Below are 18,331 nucleotides of genomic sequence, written 5' to 3'. Positions count from 1 at the left end.
TCGTATACGCGAAAGACACGTATCACATCCACGAAACACAACCGTATACGCGAAAAGCAGACATTCAAGCACGCTCCTGCAAGCTCTGTCAACTTGACAAAAAAATGCAAAACCGCACGAACGGTTTTGCATTTCCTCACTATTATTCTGAGAACATACGCATCACGCCGCCGGCAACGGCGAGATCGAAGTAGCCGGCACCGACACATTTATACAGTGTAACCTCCGTGTCATCCCGGCGAAGATAATCTCCGTCGAAGAATTCCACGAGTGATCCGCGCACATCCTCCCAGGCGATGATGCCGTTATCGACGGCGTGCATGAGTTCCCCCGCCTCTTCCTGGATGGCTTCGAGATCGTCAACATAGAGCTGATCCGCCCTGGCAATCGTCTCGTTGTCCATTTCGCGCATGGACGGCTTGAAGGAACCGACACCGTTCACGTGTGTACCGGCTCTAAGATCTTCCCCGTCAAAAACGGGCACCGTGGACTGTGTGGCGCAGTTGATGATGTCGGCCGCCCGAACGACTTCAGACACATCCCCCACCACTTCGACATCCGCTTTGATACCGAACGACTCAATTCTCCGGCGGAAGTCACGCGCCTTGGCCTCTGTCCTGTTGAATAAAATGATCCGTTCCACCGGGCGCACTTCGGTCACGCCGAGCACCTGCTCGAACGCCATGTTGCCCGTCCCGATGACCCCCAGTACTGTCGCATCGCGGCGTGCCAGCTTATCTGTCGCAATCGCTGTCATCGCCCCCGTCCGGAGCCGTGTCAGATAGGAGGCCTCCATCGTCGCCTTGTGCCGCCCGTCTTCGAGATCGGTCACAAGGATGTTTCCCTGCGTGGTCGGCAGGTCTTTATTCACCGGGAAGATGGAAACCGTCTTGATGATCGAGGTTTTCGATGCTGTGCTGATGCATGGCATGTAGAGCATCGAGCTCTCATCATCCACCGGCAGCACGGTACGCACCGCCTGCACAATGGCACCTTCCCTGTAGTCCCGCAAAATGCCTTCTACATCCCGGATGGCATGACTGATTGAATATTTTTCCTGTATCTGTTCATCTGTAAGAGTAATCATAACTGTCTCCTTCTATGCATTTGTTTCAGACGCCGGCCGCACCCCGTCATCATGTCCGGAGCGCGCCGCCTCGTCCCGGGCGTATTCCAGGTCCTGGGCCTGCACCCCTTTGATCGCCCATACTGCCACCATCGATACGACTGCGGTCATGATGATATAGAGCGACACAGGCACGCTGGAACCGTTGAACTGGTTCATCAGGAACTGGGCGATGAGCGGTGCGGTACCACCGGCTGCTGCAGCCCCGATCTGGTATCCGATCGTCACGCCGGTATACCTGACTTCGCGTGAGAATGCCTCCGAGAACATCGTTCCCAGCACTGCCGTGATCGGGGGCCAGATGATGGTCAGGCCGATCAGTGTTGCGATGATCACAAGCACCGGCTGGTGGGTGTTGACAATGATGAAGTATGGAAATGCATACACGAGCATCGCTGCCGAACCGACAAGAAACATCTTCCGGCGCCCCACTCTGTCAGACAGTCTGCCCATGACAGGAATCATGAGCGTCGTCAGGAACGCTGCAATGACGATCGAAATCATCATGAATTCGAATGATACATCAAGCTGGCTCGTTCCGTAACCGACGATGAACGTCGTGAATATATAGAACGGCCCCGTTTCAACAAACTTTGCACATGATGTAATGAGCACTTCCTTCGGGTGGCGCTTGAATGTCTCGACAAGCGGTACCTTCTGTACAGTCTGCGTCTTCTTTGCCTCCTGGAACGCCGGCGTCTCATCCAGATCCTTGCGGATCCAGAGCCCGAATCCGACAAGGAACAGGCTCATCACGAACGGAATGCGCCAGCCCCACGCTGCGAATGCCGCATCTGAAAGCAGACCCGTCAATATGAAGAAGCTCGTATAGGCAAGCACCAAACCGATGGTGATGCCCATCTGCGGCACACTCCCGAAGAATCCACGCTGCTCCTTCGGCGCATACTCCGTTGCAAGCAGCAGTGCGCCGCCCCATTCACCGCCGATGCCGAGCCCCTGGATCAGCCGGAGCAGCATGAGGAGCAGTGGTGCCGCAATTCCAATCTGGGCATATGTAGGCAGCAGGCCGATACATGCTGTCGCAACCCCCATCATGCTGAGGGTGATGATGAGTGTCCTCTTGCGTCCGACCCGGTCACCGATATGACCGAAGACCACGCCGCCGAACGGCCGGATGAAAAATGACAGTGCCAGTCCGAAATAGGCGAGGAGCGTGGAGACCACCGGGTCCTCGGTTACGAAGAACTGGCTGTTGAATACGATTGTCGCAACAGCCGCATAAAGAAAGAAATCAAACCATTCGATCGATGACCCGATAAGGCTGGCCACCAGTACTTTCCTCCGCAATTTTTTATCCATGTACTAACCCCTTTTCCCTTGAGTTATATCAAGGATAGCGTTTACAGAATTGTCCGTCAACTTTATTCTCAGGGTATTATTACATCATCATTGTACACAAAAAGCCGGACGGGACTGGAACCCATCCGGCTTGCAAATTCACATATAACTACTGTACTGCCACTTTAAATGCATCCTTCATAAAAGTCAACTGATTTCACTGTTTATATAATTATATGATGAATGGAATTTATTAACTGTTTTTATAATTGAAGAATATCTCGTACGTACGGCCGTCTTTTGCAGACTTCACCTGCACTTCATCACCGTCTTCAAGCCCGGGCAGCCCGTCCATTGTGAACTGTCCTTTCCCGTCAGCCCTGGCAGTCGACTCCTTTTCTCCAGGATATACGACCGTCACTTCAGCCCCGGGGACCGTCTCCCCCGATACTTTCGTCCCTCCGGCATCATGATCACTCTGTACGCTGGCATCAATGTATATCGACTGCGTCTCCTGGCCCAGCGTCTCAGTCACACTTTCAGGCGTGTCCGTTTCCATATTTTCCGCTTCATCCGCCTGTGCCACATTCGTGCCGGCCAGTGCTGAAACCGCTGCAAATAAAATTCCGGCCGCAACCATGATGACATTCAGTATACCCATTTTTCCTGCATTATTTTGATTCATCAAAATAACAGCTCCTTCTGATAATAAGAGTAGACTACAGAATGAAGTCTCAGCAGTTTAAAGTCAAACGATTATGTGCCGGAAAATTAATGATGCATCATTTCATCCGCTATCTGAACACCGCTCATTTCTTTTGGGTAATAGGTCGGCCAGTGTTCCATCTCAGAGAGCAGCGCCTCTTTGTCATCTCCCATGTAGATATGGAAATGGCCGCTGTCCATCGGGCTTATGCCATGATCGCTGAACTGGATATGCCGTGGCAGCCCTTCATCCGCACCATCTTCCAGGGTGAACAGATACCTCACACCCCTGTTGCCCGCTTCATATTCAAGAATCTCATATCCGTCGTAGACGTACCTGCCTGTATGGCGCCCGCCATCTGTGTGGAAAGTGATCTGATCTCCCTCTATATCGATCCGACTTGTATCCGTCCCATAGCCCGTTTTATAGTATTCCCTGTACTCATCCTCTGTCATATCGCCGTCTTCCGCCTTATGTTCAAATACCTCATCCAGGGTACCGTCTTTCAGATATGGATAGACCGACTGCCATTCCCCTTCCCAGTCGGAAAGACTGCGGTCTTCTACATCCTCATCATCGAAATAGCCGTTGTATACATCCTCATCAACTTCGTGGTCATGATTGTGATCGTGGTCGTGATCATGACCATGTTCCTCCGGTGCTCCGCTTTCATTCTTCCGGGCTTCCGTTTCATCATAATCGTTGAGCGCTTTATCCAGTGCTCCGATATTGCTCCTCATCAGCGACTGGTAATCAGCGTCCGGGTCATCCTCATCCATCAGCACGGAAAGGTTATGGAATTCCAGCTGTTCGACCCCGCCCCTGTCGCTGATGATATCGGTCACTTTGCTCGGAACATTCTGCTCGACCAGTATATATTTCGAACCATCTGCCTTCAGTCCTTCAAGCATGTCGATCACTTCCTGCTGCGTCGGATTTTCATTATTCATCCCGGATACACCATGCTGCACAAAACCATAGCGGTCCGAAAGGTAGCCAATCGATTCATGTGAAATGTACACATTTTCAACTGCCTTGTTTTCAGTCACGGCGTTTAATTCCCGATCCAATTGTTCAAGGTCTGACTTGACGTTTTCAAAATTCTCCTCATATTCTTCCGCATTGTCAGGGTCGAGTTCACTCAACTTATCCTTGACCCCCTCCGCCATCTCAATGCTTAAGACCGGATCCAGCCAGACGTGCGGATCCATGTCACCATGATCATGGTCCTCCCCGTGCCCGTGATCATGCGAATGTGTATTTTCAAGCAGCTGATCCGTATCACCGGCTGCCTCCAATACTTCAGTGTCATCGCCTATCACATCAGAAATCTTTCCGGCAACGGGATCAAGCCCTTCATTCGTCGTAACGAAAAGGTCGCCTTCTGCGTAATCCATCATATCCCTCTGCGTCGGCTCATAACTATGTATATCCGCCCCATTCGGATAGATAGACCGGACCTCCGCATTATCCCCTGCGATCTGCTCCGTAAGGCTCTCGAGTGCAAATACCGTCGTATATACTTTCATTTCACCGCCATCCTCCTCAGTAGATGCCGTGCTGCAGGCCGCGGTGGCAAAGACAGCGCCCGCCAATAAAAACCATAAACTTCTCCTGAACATAAAATCCTCCTCTTTTCAAATCGTAATGCTTACGTTTTAAAATTATAATCGTAACTGTTACGATTTGCAAGCGCTCTTTCAAAATTTTATGCTTTAATATCCCGGCAACTGTTTTGCGGGCCTGATACAGCCCTTTCCATTGACTTATTCCTGGCAAATTACTATAATATTAAAATCATATCAAATTACTAAGAAAAGGATGGTTAAATATATGGTCAGCCATGCTCAGCCAGTCCAGCCTGTCAGTGAACAGAAGGATCCGGTACGCAGGTCACCGGCACTGGATGCACCGCAGAAAACACTGATAGCGGGCGGGATACTGGTCAGCCTTGTTCTATCAATATATCTGGCTGTAACACAATCAGCCATGCAGCCCGTACTCCTTCTCCTCGGCCTGCTGCTCGGCTACACACTGTTCCACGCGCGGTTCGGTTTCACTTCCGCATTCAGGCGCCTGATGTCTGTCGGCAACGGCCAGGCACTCCGCGCCCATATGATGATGCTTGCGGTTGCGGCAACTCTGTTCGCGCCGATACTGGCCTTCGGTCTGTCGTTCTTCGGCGGGGAAGTCGCGGGCTATGTGTCACCGGTCGGTGTCAGCCTCATCGTCGGTGCTTTCATATTCGGCATCGGCATGCAGCTCGGCGGCGGTTGTGCGTCCGGCACACTGTACGCCATCGGCGGCGGACGGACCGTAATGTTCGTCACACTCCTGTTCTTCATCATCGGGGCAACGATCGGTGCCTACCACCTGCCGTTCTGGACGGAGGACCTGCCGGCGACAGAACCGGTATCACTCGCAACCTCCACTGGACTCGGCTACGGTGGCGCGTGGGTTGTATCCCTGCTGATCTTCGGGGCGATTGCCGCGGTTACGATCTTCATCGAGAAAAAGCGCAATTCACCCAAGGTCGCACCACTGCCTTCAGCCAAAGGATGGAAAAGGATATTCAGGGGCTCATGGCCGCTGTTCGCAGCTGCCGTCGCACTCGCGGTGCTGAACGCACTCACACTCATGACCCGCGGTCAGCCGTGGGGCATCACTTCAGCATTTGCGCTGTGGGGCTCAAAAGTGCTCCAGTTCTTCGGCATCGACGTTGCGAGCTGGGGATACTGGCAGGGTGAATCCGCAATGGCACTGCAGTCCTCCATTTTCGCGGATTCGACAACAGTGCTCAACTTCGGCGTGATCCTCGGTGCATTCATCGCATCCGCTGCAGGCGGACTGTTCAAATTCACCAAGGTCACAAAAGGCAACTTCTTCGCATCCGTCATCGGCGGACTGCTGATGGGATACGGCGCACGCCTGGCGTTCGGCTGCAACATCGGCGCATACTTCGGCGGCATCGCATCATTCAGCCTCCACGGATACATCTGGGGCATCATGGCAATCGGCGGCACATTCCTCGCATTGTACCTGCGCCCGCTCTTCGGACTATCCGTGCCGAAGTCGAACGACTCGGTCTGCTGAATAAACTCCAAAGGCCGGCGATCTATTTCGCCGGCTTTTTTTGATGGCACAGATTCTTCTCCACAGTAAAAAAGCCACCCGTCCCGGGTGGCTTTTTCTGTTACTATCACGCCGCATTCTTCAGCTTATTCGCAGCGAGCTCCAATATCACAGCGACGATCAGTATCATGTATGTGATCATGCCGACTTCATTCATATCATAGTAGAATGAGCTTGACATGAACAGCTCATACCCTATGCCGCCGGCGCCTGCTGCTGCGCCCATTGCAACGGCGACACCGAAGTTTATCTCAAACCTGAGGAATGTCCATGCGATCAAGAACGACTTCGTCTGGGGTACGACGACCTGGAAAAGGATATGTGCATAGCTTGAACCTGTGGCACGCAGTGCCTCGATCTTTCCTTCGTCGATTTCCTCGAATGCCTCGGAGTAGGCCTTCACCAGATATGCCACCGAATGGAACAGCATGCCGATGACTGCCGCCACTGCACCGAGACCGGCTGCAATGGCGAATATCAATACCCAGAGGACTGTCGGCACAGCGCGGATCACCGTGATGAATCCCTTGATCGACCGGCTGATCCATGGTCTGGAGAGGTTCACGGCTGCCCCGAAGGCGAGGAAGATTGAAATGACCGCACCAAGGATGGTGGACAGGAATGCAAGTGACAGTGTCACAAGTACCTGATACATCGCTGAACCGAAACCGACCTGGTTCAGCTGCGGCTCAAGGAACATCATTTTCAGGTTGCCGAGCGTACCTGTAATTGCCGGCCACAGCTGAAGGCCGCTGTAGTCGAGCAGGAAGAATCCGATGACTGTGAATATTGCCGTCCCGATCATCAGCAGCCTGAATTTCTGCTGCCCGCCGTTTAACCGGCTGATCTTGATGCGGCCTTTTCCATCCTTCTCTATTGCATGCTCCATTACAGTATCTCCCTTCTGATGAGATTCGACATCCATTCAATGATCAGCACCGCGATGACGATTGCGAGGGTGATCAGCGACACCATTTCATAGTTCAGCTGCTTGTAGTACAGGTCGAACAGATAGCCGATGCCCGTCCCCGTCAGCAGACCGACGAGCGTTGCGCTTCTGATGTTGGTCTCGATCATGAACAGCATCCAGCTGAACATCTGCGGCATCGCTTCAGGGATGACCGCTTTGGCGATGACCTGCGGATATGTTGCACCGGTGGCCCTCAATGCCTCCACGGTATCCTTCGATGCCTCATCGATTGTTTCGATGAATGCACGCACAAGGAAGCCGAATGTCGCAAAGAACAGTGCCAGAAATCCGGTGGCTGCGTTCGTACCGAAACTGATGACAAGGATCAGCGCCCACGCCACGACCGGTATGTTACGTGAAACAGAGGCAGTCAGTTTGGCCGCATACATCAATACGGGATTCACAGCCGTGAGTTTTGACCCCATGATTGCGAAAATGCCGGCAAACACTGCCGCTGTCGTCGTCGACACTATTGAAATCAGAATCGTTTCCCAAAGGAGACGCAGTACATTCGGCAGGTTGGACAGTGTGCTGCCGCTGAACAGCATATTGGCAAAAAGCCACTGGAATGCTGCCGGAATCGACATGACACCTTCGATGTGATTGTAATTCGTTACAGCTCCTGCGCCGAAGACGAGAGCGATGATGACAAGACCTGCAAAAAACAGCTTCATATGCTTCTTCCGTATTATATTGACGTCGCCTGCATGCTGAATATTCATTTTATCCATATCCATCCACCTACTCCACAATCAGTTCATCAAGCTTTGACCCATAGATGCGACTGATGGTGTCGGGATCTATGTCGTCAGGATTACCGTTATATACAATGCGGCCGCCATTCAGGCCGATGATGCGGTCAGAATACTGTTTGGCTGCATCCAGCTGATGCAGGTTCACGACGATCGTGATGCCCCGCTCGCGGGAAATCCGCCTCAAGTATTCCATGATGGTCCTGGAGGCGTTCGGGTCGAGAGAAGCAATCGGTTCGTCACACAATATGATCTTCGGGTCCTGGATCAGCGCCCGTGCGATGCCGACCCGCTGCTTCTGCCCGCCGCTCAGTTCATCACAGCGCTTGTAGAGCTGTTCTGAAATGCCCAGTTCCGTGATGATCTCGACTGCCCGCTGCTTCTCCGCTTCAGTGTAAAGGGAGAATATCCCCTGCAGGCTGTTCTTATACCCAAGCAGTCCGTGCAGCACATTTTCAAACACGCTGGACCGGTCTACGAGGTTGTAGTGCTGGAAGATCATGCCGATGTCCGTGCGCATGCTGCGGAGTTTCCTGCCTTTCATCGAAAGCGTATCCTCGCCCTGGAATGTGATGCTGCCCCGGGAAGGTTCAATCATGCGGTTGATGACCCGCAGCAGTGTCGACTTCCCCGCACCCGACGGCCCGATGATGGACAGGACTTCACCCTGCCTGATATCGAAAGCAATGTCGTTGAGCACTTTTTTATCACCTGAATATGCCTTGTCGATATTGCTGATTTCCATGATTACCGGTGCATCATCTTTTTTTGTATCCAGCGGCCTGTGTTCGTCACTGTCGAAAGGGAAGACGATGTCGTCCGCCTTCTTTTCCTGTCCTGCCAGCTGTTGCCTTTCCTTTGTCTTCAATACCATTGAAAATCACCTTTCATATAAAAGAGCGGAGGCATCCGCCTCCGCCCCCAGGAATTGATGCGTCTTATTGTCCAAGTTCCCTGACCGGATCGAACCACTCATCTTCAACTTCAACGAATCTCTCATCTGCGGATTTCGTGAACAGTCCGCCTTCCTGATCTTCAGGGACGAAAATCTTTTCGTTCGCTGCCGTTTCTTCTGAAGCCAGTTCTTCGGTGATCTTGGCAATTTCCTCTTCACCCAGATTATTGGTGTTGGCAACGAACGGTGCATTCAGTACAGGAGTTGCCGACAGGATGCCGAACTCTTCACCTGCAAGGTTCTCAAAAGGTGCAGCTGCATCTTCTGATACTTCATAGATGGCCCCCGGTGTGTTTTCCTCCCCTTCTGAAAGTTCAACATAGTTCCCGAGGCATGTGTCACAGAAGGCTGCGAGATCGGCTTTGCCCGTCAGCAGGTTCACAGCTGAGCCCTGGTGGGAGTTGCCGAACATCACTTCGGAGAAAAGGTTGCCGTTCTCAGATATGTTATCGGTCGTCAGGTTGTCATATCCTTCCTGACCTGAAAATTCATCTACAAGTGTCGACCCGGGCACTTTGAATCCGGAAGTGGAGGATGCCGATACGAATGAGAACTTCTTGTCCGCAAAGTTATCGAGGCCATATTCGCCATCGCCGGTCTCATACTGCTCCATGTTCTCAGGCAGTGCTGCAAACCAGCTGTGATACATTGCGTCATCAAGTGTGCCGCTCTCCCCGGATGGAACGACCATCGGCTCGATGGCATCGTTTCGCTCTTTTGCCTGGATGTAGCCTTCAGCACCTGTGAAAGCGAGATCTGCATTGTCATTCACAAGGCTTTCAATCGCAATCGCGTAGTCGGTCGTCAGCTCATGTTCCACCGTCTTACCTGTCGCCTCTTCGATGATGCCGCCGATTTCATCCCGTGCATCCTTGAGTTCATTGCCCGACTCGTTCGGATACCATACCATCGTCAGCGTATCATCACCACCGGACTCACTGTCCGCACTCGCTTCACTGCCGCCGGAATCATTGCTGCACGCCGATAGTACAAGAGATAAAGATGCCAGACCCAACAACCATTTTTTCATAAGTTCATACAACTCCTTAATTTTTATTACTTCCCCATTAAACGTTGTTTCTTCCTGACAGTAAACATGATTTACACATACTTAACAGTTCTTATCCGGAACTTCATCAAAAGGATCGTTTGTTAATAAACCCTTATCAATCCCGACGTTCACCTGTGCGCCAAAGTGCCCATGGTAATCTGAGCCGCCGGTGGTGAACAGGCCATGTCTTTTTGCCATCCGGCCCGCACGTTTGATGTCTTCAGGTCCATGATCCGGGTGAAACTGCTCGATGCCGTCGATTCCAAGGTCCACACACTCTTCTATCATGTCGTAGCTGTCGAGCTGTCCCGGATGGGCGATCACGACAAGGCCATGATCCGCCTTTATGGCACGTATCGCTTCTTTGACATCGATGTATTCGATATCCCCGGCTGCAGGACCCGTACCTTTGAACAGCTTCCTGTAGAGATTCTGATATTCCTCCGACATATAGGGCGCATCCGTAATATCTTCCATGATGTGCTGTTTGTAGATTGTCTGACCATGGATGAGCCTTGAAATGATCCGCTCCGCATTTGCATCGATGCCGTATTTCCGAATCTGCCCGATCTGCCAGATCGAATGCGCATGGCGGCGCGCAAGCAGCGGTTTTGTCAGTTTATGGATATTCCCGGCATCCGGGTCATAGTTGTATCCCAGCACATGCACTTTGCGTTCCCTTTTGAAGTCGTAGGCCGAAATTTCAATCCCGGGAATCAGCCGGATGCCGAATTCCCTCGCAACAAATGATGCAGGCCGGTAGGTGGATGTAATGTCATGGTCGACAAAACTCAGAATTTCCACATCATTCTCCCTGGCTGTCTCAAGAACTTTCCTGTATGAATCAGAGCCATCCGACAGACTGCTGTGGACGTGCAGGTCGATTCGTGTCATTGCACATGCCTCAGCGTCTTGTCCGTCATGTCGAACACACTGTCACACAGTCCGTCCATGAACTCCAGGTCATGGAATATGCCGACGAGTGTCGTCCCCTCCGCCTTCAGTTTGGCAATCGCCTCACGGACTTTGACTTTGGAGTCATTATCGAGTGAGGCCGTCGGTTCATCGAGTAATAGGAGTCTTGGTGCCTTGACTGTCGCGCGTGCGATATTGAGCCGGAGCTTCTCGCCGCCTGAGAATGTATTCGGGTAGTTGTCCCAGAGGGATTCAGGGATATCATAGTGGCGCAGCGCCTCCTTTGCCTGCTTTAAGGCACTCCCCCTTTCCTCCCCCATTTCAAGCAGTGACCCTGTTACAAGTTCCAGGCTCGTCGTCCGAGGCATCACTTTAAGAAACTGGGATACATAGCCGATTTCGCTTTTGCGCAGTTTTATCAGCTCATAATCATTGATTTCCAGTATGTTCACCGGCCCGTTGTCCTTCGAATGATACATGATGGCACCCGACTCAGGCATATAAGTGCCATAGATGCTTTTGAGTATCGTGCTTTTCCCGCTGCCGCTGCGGCCGACGATTCCCAGGAATTCACCTTTGTTCACATGCAGGCTGATCTCATCAATCGCCTTCCTCGTCTGGTCAAGATGGTGTATTGTAAATGATTTTGTAATGTTTTCAACACTCAGCATTTCTAGGCCTCCTCGTCCACTCGGTAATGGTATCTGGATATGACAGCGCCGTCCACGATGCATTCCGTTACGACCGGATAGCCTTCGTTGAACTGGATCACATTGATATCCGCCTTCTTGCCCATCCGGATCGAGCCGATTTCATGGTCCATGTTGACCGCCTCTGCCGGGTTCAGTGTAATCAGCTTGATGACTTCTTCAAGCGGATGATCGTATTCCCTGTGCAGCTTGAACACGGAATGCAGCATCGCCGCCGGATAATAGTCGCTGCAGAGTATCGAGATGCAGCCTTCTGAAATCGCCTCCGCTGCGTTCAGGTTCCCCGAATGCGAACCGCCGAGCATGATGTTCGGTGCCCCGGCAATGGTGTGCTGTCCCAGGTCATGGGCGTACTTCGCCACTTCGATTGTTATTGGGAACTCGCTGATTGTCGTGCCCAGCCGCTCGTTGAAATCGATCCGTTCGATGTAGTCATCATCATGGGAGGCAACCGCAATGTTTTTGGAATGTGCAAGTTCCGCGAGCTCCTTCATACCATCGTAGCTGATATGTTCGTAATCGAGCTTGTCCAGCATCTTCTGTTCAATTTCGGTATCACTCATGTTCTGGTAGCTTTTCATCGTCTCCCTGTAGACCGCCATGTTGCGGTACTGCCCCTGCCCCGGCGTATGATCCATGAAGCTGAGAAGGTGCACATTGCCCTTTTCAATATGGCTTTTCAGTATGGGCAGCTGCTCCAGTGCGTCGAGTTCGAACCTCGCATGCAGCCGATGGCGGATCAGATGCTTCTCTCCATGCGTACGCGCCACTGCTTCTATCAGCTTCTGCACATTCTCCGGCTCCCTTATCGGCTTGTGGCCGAAGAGATCCTCCCGGTATATGGACAGTGAGTGGAACATTGTCGTGATGCCGTGTGAGCTTAATATACGCTCCGATTCCCGGATGCCGATGTTGACATCCATGAGGGATGTCGGCCGCGGCGCCACGATACCCTCGATGTAGTCCGAATGGATATCGATGAACCCCGGTGCAACAAAGCCCCCTCTGGCATCGATGGTTTCATTCACCCCCAGCAGTTCCGCACCTGCCTCGTCCATCGGGAGAATGTCCACGATGAACTGCCCGTCGATGAAGACTGCTGCATTCTCCATGATTTCAGTTTCTGTAATGACGTTTCCATTAATGATTGCTTTCAAATTCCCGTCCTCCTATAGGATTGAATAGACCAGCTGCTGCGTGTAGGCATGCTGTGGGTCTTCCAGTATCTGGTCTGTTATTCCCGCTTCGATTACTTCCCCGTTCAGCATGACCATCGTGCGGTCACAAAGCATGCGTATGATCGCCAGGTCATGAGAGACGACGACCATGCTGATGCCCATTTCACGCTGGATTTCCTTTATCAGTTCAAGGACATCCGCCTGTACTGATAAGTCGAGTCCCGTCGTGACCTCATCAAGCAGCAGCACCGGTGGATAGTTGGACAGCGCCTTCGCAATCTGCACCCGCTGCTGCATACCGCCCGAGAAGTTGGCCGGTGGATCGAATTTCCTGTTCAGCGGAATGTTCACTTTATCGAGAAAATGGTCACCCGTACCGGTCATTTCACCTACATTTCTCGAACCGGCCGCAATCAGTTTCTCAGCGATGTTGCTCATGGATGAAAAGTCCATCTTGAGGCCATATACCGGATTCTGGTACACCATGCCGAGAATTTCATTGCGGATCTTCCGCTTCGCCTGGCCGGACAATCCGAACACGCTCGATTCACTGCTGTCGAAATCATCAATGTGATATGTCCCGTGTGATGCCTCCTGGTCGAAATAAAGCATCTTCATCAGTGTACTCTTCCCACTGCCGCTCTCACCGACGACGCCGAGGATTTCCCCGTTATGGAGATCGAAGGATACATCCCTGCATGCATGGACTGTACGGCACTCCGGACAGATGTTCTTATCCAGCGTCGCATCAGGTGCTGCGCAGTAGGCACACCCATCTCCGTAAAGCTTGCTGACATTTTTTACACTTAGCGCTATATTTCCCTGTTTGCTCATCTCACAGACCCTTCCTTGTTCATTTCTTCAAGCATGAAGCTCGTATCGTTCGCAACGTAATACGTCTCACCCGTCTCTTCATCCACCAGTTCATCCATATACACACCCGTCAATCCGGACTCACGGCATGTAATATCATCGAAGGATTCGACTTCGAACGGATAGTCATCGAATGCGAGCGACGTCACTTTCGTGTAGGGGGGCACCGCATAGATTTTCTTCTCACGCCCGGCCCCGAGCAGGATCAGCCCATCGTTGTTTTCCATTTTCGGATTGTCGAACCGCGGTATCGGGCTCGGGGCCATCACGTAACGGCCGTTCACAAGTACGGGGTAATCCGCATCATCCGTAATTGAACCATATTTCATGATCTGCTCGAACAGCCGCAGCCACGCGCCGCTGTATTCCCTGTCAGCATGCAGCATCTTCGTGATGCGTTCCGACGGCTCCACAGGCCGGAGCGGTTCCGGAAGCGGCACCTGCAGCACCAGGATCTGATACGGCCGGAGCGGCACTTCAGGGATGCGGTGCCTCGACTGGATGAGTGTCGCCTCATCCGTATGGATCGTATCCTTGACATCGGTTGTATCCTGTATCAGCTTGCGTATGTTCACCGCATTCACCGATTCATCCGATCCCTGGTCGATCACTTTCACAGTGTCCGACTGACCGACAAGAGACAGCGTCAGCTGCAGACCGCCCGTCCCCCAGCCCCGGGCAATCGGAAGTTCCCTTGATGCGAAAGGTACCTGATAACCCGGAATCGCGATGGCTTTCAGCGTCTTGCGTCTGATCTCCTTCTTGGAGTTCTCATCTAAAAAGGCATAATTCTGCTTCATCAGTCCCTGTCTCCTTTCGTCTGTCTGACCCGGTCCAATACGGATTGGAATGTTACATAATGCGGCAGCTTCAAGTGGGAGATGAACCCTGTCGATTCGACCGAATCGATATGGAGCAGGACAAATTCATCATCTGCCGTCGGTGATGACGGCACAGGGTTGCTCAGACTGTAGTCCAGTACACTCATTGCAATCGCCTTCGTCTCATTCTGACCGAACGTCAGTCCGTAGCCGATCCTGAACGTCTTTTCATGCGCCCCTTCCCCTGAAGTTTCAGCATCATCTGCGGGCATGAATGCTTCAACTTCCGTCAGTTCGACGTCACCGATATAATATTCGTCACCATCACCCGCCGGATCGATATGGACCGGCTGCTGACCGACCCTGACTTCTCCGATATTCGGATGGGATGAATAGCCGTATCCCCTGATCTCCACATATCCAAGTGATGTCACCGCACCGGTCTGTCCGCGTGTCAGTGATTGCAGCCGCTGGCTCCGGGAACTCGGAAACTCAATGGAATGCTTCGTAATATCATCCGGTGTCGTGTTATCTTCAGCCTCCTTTGTGAACAGCCCCTCCGACTCCAGGTAATCGATCACCTTCGGCAGATCATCCAGCTTGTAATTGTACTCATCCGGGATGCCGCCTTCCGTTTCCACACTGCCGTAAGTGATTCCATCATCCAGCAGCCTGTGCGTGAAATCCGGGGATGCACCCAGAATCTGCCCGCCCGGTATATCCTTGAAACTTGCCGACACCCTGCGTTCCACAAACATCTCACGTGTGTTCGTCACAGTGGAATAATAAAGCCGCGGCAGTGTAGAACGATGGGCACGGAGCAGGAACACCGCTTCTTCCATATTACCTTCGGCCTGTTTTATGGCGTGTGACGCCAGATTTCTGTCGTACATACTCGCTTCAGACATCACCTGGTCGATCAGCTGGTTCATATTCGCCTTTACATGCTCTGTGCTGATGTCCATCCCGGAAATGTGTTTTTTCTTCTTATACACATCAACGGATGCCTGAATCGCTTTCGTACCGCCTTTGACTGCTACATAGCCCATCTATATAACCTCCGTAATCGTCGTTCTCGGAATCACTGCCAGCTGGTTGTGCCGGTCGATCAGGATCAGATCGATACCGAGCGGAAATTCGCTGCAGAGTTCCGTCCTGAGCTCCATCCATTTCGGATCGAATGTCATCTCTATCTCATTGACAGTCTTGATGCCGGGACCTTTGAGTGAATACTTCTGCCCCTCACCGATCGAGTCCACTTCGATGATCAGTGTGGCCGATTTTTCAGGAGAAGCGAGTGTACCTGCTTTTATCGTCATCATGAGCTCTCCCGTCAGGTCGTGTTCTTTGATCACGGCGTAATCGACTTCAGAAAGATCTTCCGAATATCGCCCGCCTGTCAGCGTCTGGAACTCGATGTAATCCTTTTGTTCCGGCGTGTGGAAAGAAATTTCATTGTCGAATAAAGTCAGTACCGTCGCCAGTGTTGCATCTGAAAAACTCGTAAAGTTCGGCGTATCGAATGTTGAAATCCTGACCTCCCCCGGTCTGCTGAACAGATCCACCAGCTCCCGGTAATGCTTTTGCGTATTATGGACCATTGTCGTCATAAGCCGTCCCCCTACTCCGTCATCATGTCGAAATCGACTTTGGTTTTCAAAATCTCTTTCGTCCTGTTTTCGATATATATATCCTCTTTCATTTCCAATGCATCCAGTATATCTTCAAGTTCATCAATCAGAAGACCGAGATTGAAGCACAAGTCGATGAACCCGACCGCCATGCTCAACTCTTCATCCGAGCCTTTGACCACGCCCAGGCCGACCGTCTCCCCGTGCCGGACCTTCGTTTCAGTCACCAGCATCTCACCCATGTAAAAAAGGCTGTTTTTCGCATGCTCCCTTACTTTGATCATAGTCAGACCTTCCGTCGGTTCTGAAATGATGTCAAAAGGCACTGTGCTGTGGTATTTATCAAAAAATTGTATCGCTTCATCTCTTCCAAACTTTATAAATAGTTGCGACCACCGTTTTTTCTTCATCAACTCAACCTCCTTGACTACACTCTAACTTGTTGCCAAGTGAGTGACGTTTAAGACTCTGTAAAGTATGTAAAAGAATTGTTTAGAACATGAAGGGCGGATGACTCAAAAATGGTCATCCGCCCTCTATGTACATATATATTATTTGTTTTGAGCTGTAAGAGGAATGTTCCAGGGATACGATCCCGCTTCGTGGACGTGATACGCGCCTTTCGCGTACTCGTTTCCGGTTCGTAGACGTGATACACACCTTTCGCGTACTCGATTCCGGTGCGTAGATGTGATACACGCCTTTCGCGTACTCGTTTCCGGTTCGTAGATGTGATACACGCCGTTCGCGTACTCGTTTCCGGTTCGTAGACGTGATACGCGCCGTTCGCGTACTCGATCCCGCTTCGTAGATGTGATACACACCTTTCGCGTACTCGTTTCCGCTTCGTAGATGTGATACACACCTTTCGCGTACTCGTTTCCGGTTCGTAGACGTGATACGCGCCTTTCGCGTACTCGTTTCCGGTTCGTAGATGTGATACGCGCCTTTCGCGTACTCGATCCCGCTTCGTAGATGTGATACGCGCCTTTCGCGTACTCGGAATCACACCTTCAAATACTTCCGGAATATCTCCCCGCGCTTCTCTGACATGTACTCAATGTCCTGTTCATAAGCTGAGTCATAATTCGCGCCAGTGAGGATTTTCTTCAGATCACACCCTTCCACAATATAATGACTCTTCCTGGAATCCCCTTTTTTCACAAAATAACGGCTCAATCTCCGCTGAACGGTCTGGTAGTTGACAGACTTCCCCAGAAATTCATGGATACCCCGGCAGGTCACCTTCTCGTCCGGCAGCAAAACTGAAAACTCAATTGCCGAGCGCACAACGAGCCGTTCAAATGGTTCTGTATATCCGCACTCCCGACATTCGGACCAGAACCGCTTCTTCGAAACATCAAAACTTTGACATTTGTAACAGCTCATCCCGAGTTTCACCCGGCTGATGTCTGCACTTGGTGCAGGATGCGGCGGACTGATGATATGTCTGGCAACTTCTTCCGCAAGGACTTTTGCCGACATGCCGAAAGTATTGTTATGGAAATTCCGGAAATACTGCTTCAACCGGTTCCGCATGACGAAAAGCTCCACATTCTTATAATCGGTCGGACCGAGTATCATATAGGGATTGACAAACACGATCTCCTTCTGCACTTCAAACTGAACCCCGGATTCATAACGTAAGCGCAGCAATTTATTGGCGGCGGTCGAAATCTGACTGACCGGATCTTCTGAAATCTGCTGATTCCTGACTTTCCAGATTCCATTTTCATAAAAATAATGACCACTGTAATTCTTGATTTCATTCACGATCAGCAGGTTGTCAGCAACAATCAGTGCATCCAGCTGGACCTTCGAATCACCGATACCAAGCCATATATCGCGGAAAACATACATCGGTTCATGCCCCACTTCATCGAACACCCGGTCGTACTCCAGCTCACCTTCATACCCCGACCTGTACCTATCCAGGCTCCGTTTCTCCCTCCCGTCAAGCGCCGCCCGCTTCCCCAGGATTTCCAGATGCGCATGGCCGGCAGATTTCCTCCTGTCAGTAACAAACATAAATACCCTCCTTTGAAATAAAAATCCCCTCACTATATATATGCACATTTTCAGCCGATTTGATTATTTAATTTTGCAAAAAGCAGATTTTGTAAAACTGCAGATGTCCCTGTGGCAAAAGTGGATTTCCCCCAAAATAAAAACCTCCTGACAAATGTCAGGAGATTCCACTTTCAAGCGAATC

The 18,331-nt window shown here is 51.4% G+C and carries 18 protein-coding genes; 1 reads left to right on the top strand and 17 read right to left on the bottom strand.

The genetic code is table 11. The features are described 5' to 3' along the window. Window positions 1-142: 142 nt before the first annotated feature. From C792_RS0104515 to C792_RS0104500, 4 genes are all read right to left on the bottom strand, one after another. Window positions 143-1,087 (bottom strand): ornithine cyclodeaminase family protein, encoded by a 945-nt coding sequence (locus C792_RS0104515; RefSeq protein WP_017548260.1) that lies wholly within the window; start codon window positions 1,085-1,087, stop codon window positions 143-145. A gap of 12 nt (window positions 1,088-1,099) precedes the next feature. Then, window positions 1,100-2,446, bottom strand: a complete 1,347-nt coding sequence (locus tag C792_RS0104510) for an MFS transporter (RefSeq protein ID WP_017548259.1) — start codon at window positions 2,444-2,446, stop codon at window positions 1,100-1,102. Window positions 2,447-2,678: 232 nt separating this feature from the next. Next, complete coding sequence (locus C792_RS0104505; RefSeq protein ID WP_156811640.1) at window positions 2,679-3,113, bottom strand: hypothetical protein; 435 nt, start codon at window positions 3,111-3,113, stop codon at window positions 2,679-2,681. 83 nt (window positions 3,114-3,196) lie between these two features. Further along, window positions 3,197-4,753, bottom strand: a complete 1,557-nt coding sequence (locus tag C792_RS0104500) for a metal ABC transporter solute-binding protein, Zn/Mn family (protein ID WP_017548257.1) — start codon at window positions 4,751-4,753, stop codon at window positions 3,197-3,199. 211 nt (window positions 4,754-4,964) lie between these two features. Here C792_RS0104500 and C792_RS0104495 point away from each other — a divergent pair, with 211 nt between their 5' ends. Beyond that, entirely contained in the window at window positions 4,965-6,224 is a 1,260-nt protein-coding gene (locus C792_RS0104495; RefSeq protein ID WP_017548256.1) for a YeeE/YedE family protein, read from the top strand. Window positions 6,225-6,330: 106 nt separating this feature from the next. Here C792_RS0104495 and C792_RS0104490 read toward each other — a convergent pair whose 3' ends face one another. The 13 genes from C792_RS0104490 to C792_RS0104430 all read right to left on the bottom strand — a co-directional run bounded on the left by C792_RS0104490 (window position 6,331) and on the right by C792_RS0104430 (window position 18,147). Continuing rightward, a complete protein-coding gene (locus tag C792_RS0104490) occupies window positions 6,331-7,152 on the bottom strand; it encodes a PhnE/PtxC family ABC transporter permease (protein WP_017548255.1) in 822 nt (273 codons plus the stop codon). After that, on the bottom strand, window positions 7,152-7,970 hold the full coding sequence (locus C792_RS0104485) for a PhnE/PtxC family ABC transporter permease (RefSeq protein WP_017548254.1): 819 nt from the start codon (window positions 7,968-7,970) through the stop codon (window positions 7,152-7,154). The genes C792_RS0104490 and C792_RS0104485 overlap by 1 nt, the downstream gene beginning before the upstream one ends. Window positions 7,971-7,974: 4 nt before the next feature. Continuing rightward, window positions 7,975-8,859 (bottom strand): phosphonate ABC transporter ATP-binding protein, encoded by an 885-nt coding sequence (gene phnC / locus C792_RS0104480; protein WP_017548253.1) that lies wholly within the window; start codon window positions 8,857-8,859, stop codon window positions 7,975-7,977. A gap of 64 nt (window positions 8,860-8,923) precedes the next feature. After that, entirely contained in the window at window positions 8,924-9,970 is a 1,047-nt protein-coding gene (locus C792_RS0104475; RefSeq protein ID WP_017548252.1) for a PhnD/SsuA/transferrin family substrate-binding protein, read from the bottom strand. Window positions 9,971-10,051: 81 nt separating this feature from the next. Continuing rightward, entirely contained in the window at window positions 10,052-10,885 is an 834-nt protein-coding gene (locus C792_RS0104470) for a PHP domain-containing protein (protein WP_017548251.1), read from the bottom strand. Then, the gene (locus C792_RS0104465) at window positions 10,882-11,577 is read right to left on the bottom strand and encodes a phosphonate C-P lyase system protein PhnL (RefSeq protein WP_017548250.1); all 696 of its coding nucleotides are present in this window, start codon (window positions 11,575-11,577) and stop codon (window positions 10,882-10,884) included. The genes C792_RS0104470 and C792_RS0104465 overlap by 4 nt, the downstream gene beginning before the upstream one ends. 2 nt (window positions 11,578-11,579) lie before the next feature. After that, the gene (gene phnM, locus C792_RS0104460; protein ID WP_017548249.1) at window positions 11,580-12,773 is read right to left on the bottom strand and encodes a phosphonate metabolism protein PhnM; all 1,194 of its coding nucleotides are present in this window, start codon (window positions 12,771-12,773) and stop codon (window positions 11,580-11,582) included. Between the two features lie 12 nt (window positions 12,774-12,785). Then, window positions 12,786-13,628 carry an ATP-binding cassette domain-containing protein gene (locus tag C792_RS0104455; RefSeq protein WP_017548248.1) on the bottom strand — a complete coding sequence of 281 codons (843 nt, stop codon included), beginning with the start codon at window positions 13,626-13,628 and terminating at the stop codon, window positions 12,786-12,788. Further along, the gene (locus C792_RS0104450) at window positions 13,625-14,467 is read right to left on the bottom strand and encodes an alpha-D-ribose 1-methylphosphonate 5-phosphate C-P-lyase PhnJ (protein ID WP_017548247.1); all 843 of its coding nucleotides are present in this window, start codon (window positions 14,465-14,467) and stop codon (window positions 13,625-13,627) included. Before C792_RS0104450 ends, C792_RS0104455 begins: the two co-directional genes overlap by 4 nt. Next, window positions 14,467-15,537 carry a carbon-phosphorus lyase complex subunit PhnI gene (locus C792_RS0104445; protein ID WP_017548246.1) on the bottom strand — a complete coding sequence of 357 codons (1,071 nt, stop codon included), beginning with the start codon at window positions 15,535-15,537 and terminating at the stop codon, window positions 14,467-14,469. Before C792_RS0104445 ends, C792_RS0104450 begins: the two co-directional genes overlap by 1 nt. After that, window positions 15,538-16,098, bottom strand: coding sequence for a phosphonate C-P lyase system protein PhnH (gene phnH, locus C792_RS0104440; RefSeq protein ID WP_017548245.1), 561 nt, complete (start codon window positions 16,096-16,098; stop codon window positions 15,538-15,540). Between the two features lie 11 nt (window positions 16,099-16,109). Continuing rightward, window positions 16,110-16,529, bottom strand: a complete 420-nt coding sequence (locus tag C792_RS0104435; RefSeq protein ID WP_017548244.1) for a phosphonate C-P lyase system protein PhnG — start codon at window positions 16,527-16,529, stop codon at window positions 16,110-16,112. A 595-nt stretch (window positions 16,530-17,124) separates the two neighbouring features. Beyond that, entirely contained in the window at window positions 17,125-18,147 is a 1,023-nt protein-coding gene (locus C792_RS0104430; RefSeq protein WP_017548243.1) for a nuclease-related domain-containing protein, read from the bottom strand. Window positions 18,148-18,331 lie beyond the last annotated feature (184 nt).

It is taken from the genome of Salinicoccus carnicancri Crm (assembly GCF_000330705.1).
Taxonomy (GTDB): domain Bacteria; phylum Bacillota; class Bacilli; order Staphylococcales; family Salinicoccaceae; genus Salinicoccus; species Salinicoccus carnicancri.
This window is presented reverse-complemented; position numbering and strand designations above follow the sequence as displayed.

Bases quoted from the DNA above. Each gene is read 5' to 3' on its own strand.
- C792_RS0104475 (WP_017548252.1), bottom strand. From the start codon at position 9,970: ATGAAAAAATGGTTGTTGGGTCTGGCATCTTTATCTCTTGTACTATCG.
- C792_RS0104450 (WP_017548247.1), bottom strand. From the start codon at position 14,467: ATGAAGCAGAATTATGCCTTTTTAGATGAGAACTCCAAGAAGGAGATC.
- C792_RS0104495 (WP_017548256.1), top strand. From the start codon at position 4,965: ATGGTCAGCCATGCTCAGCCAGTCCAGCCTGTCAGTGAACAGAAGGAT.
- C792_RS0104455 (WP_017548248.1), bottom strand. From the start codon at position 13,628: ATGAGCAAACAGGGAAATATAGCGCTAAGTGTAAAAAATGTCAGCAAG.
- C792_RS0104510 (WP_017548259.1), bottom strand. From the start codon at position 2,446: ATGGATAAAAAATTGCGGAGGAAAGTACTGGTGGCCAGCCTTATCGGG.
- C792_RS0104430 (WP_017548243.1), bottom strand. From the start codon at position 18,147: ATGTTTGTTACTGACAGGAGGAAATCTGCCGGCCATGCGCATCTGGAA.
- C792_RS0104445 (WP_017548246.1), bottom strand. From the start codon at position 15,537: ATGGGCTATGTAGCAGTCAAAGGCGGTACGAAAGCGATTCAGGCATCC.
- C792_RS0104500 (WP_017548257.1), bottom strand. From the start codon at position 4,753: ATGTTCAGGAGAAGTTTATGGTTTTTATTGGCGGGCGCTGTCTTTGCC.
- C792_RS0104490 (WP_017548255.1), bottom strand. From the start codon at position 7,152: ATGGAGCATGCAATAGAGAAGGATGGAAAAGGCCGCATCAAGATCAGC.
- C792_RS0104470 (WP_017548251.1), bottom strand. From the start codon at position 10,885: ATGACACGAATCGACCTGCACGTCCACAGCAGTCTGTCGGATGGCTCT.
- phnH (WP_017548245.1), bottom strand. From the start codon at position 16,098: ATGACGACAATGGTCCATAATACGCAAAAGCATTACCGGGAGCTGGTG.
- C792_RS0104485 (WP_017548254.1), bottom strand. From the start codon at position 7,970: ATGGATATGGATAAAATGAATATTCAGCATGCAGGCGACGTCAATATA.
- phnC (WP_017548253.1), bottom strand. From the start codon at position 8,859: ATGGTATTGAAGACAAAGGAAAGGCAACAGCTGGCAGGACAGGAAAAG.
- C792_RS0104435 (WP_017548244.1), bottom strand. From the start codon at position 16,529: ATGAAGAAAAAACGGTGGTCGCAACTATTTATAAAGTTTGGAAGAGAT.
- C792_RS0104515 (WP_017548260.1), bottom strand. From the start codon at position 1,087: ATGATTACTCTTACAGATGAACAGATACAGGAAAAATATTCAATCAGT.
- C792_RS0104465 (WP_017548250.1), bottom strand. From the start codon at position 11,577: ATGCTGAGTGTTGAAAACATTACAAAATCATTTACAATACACCATCTT.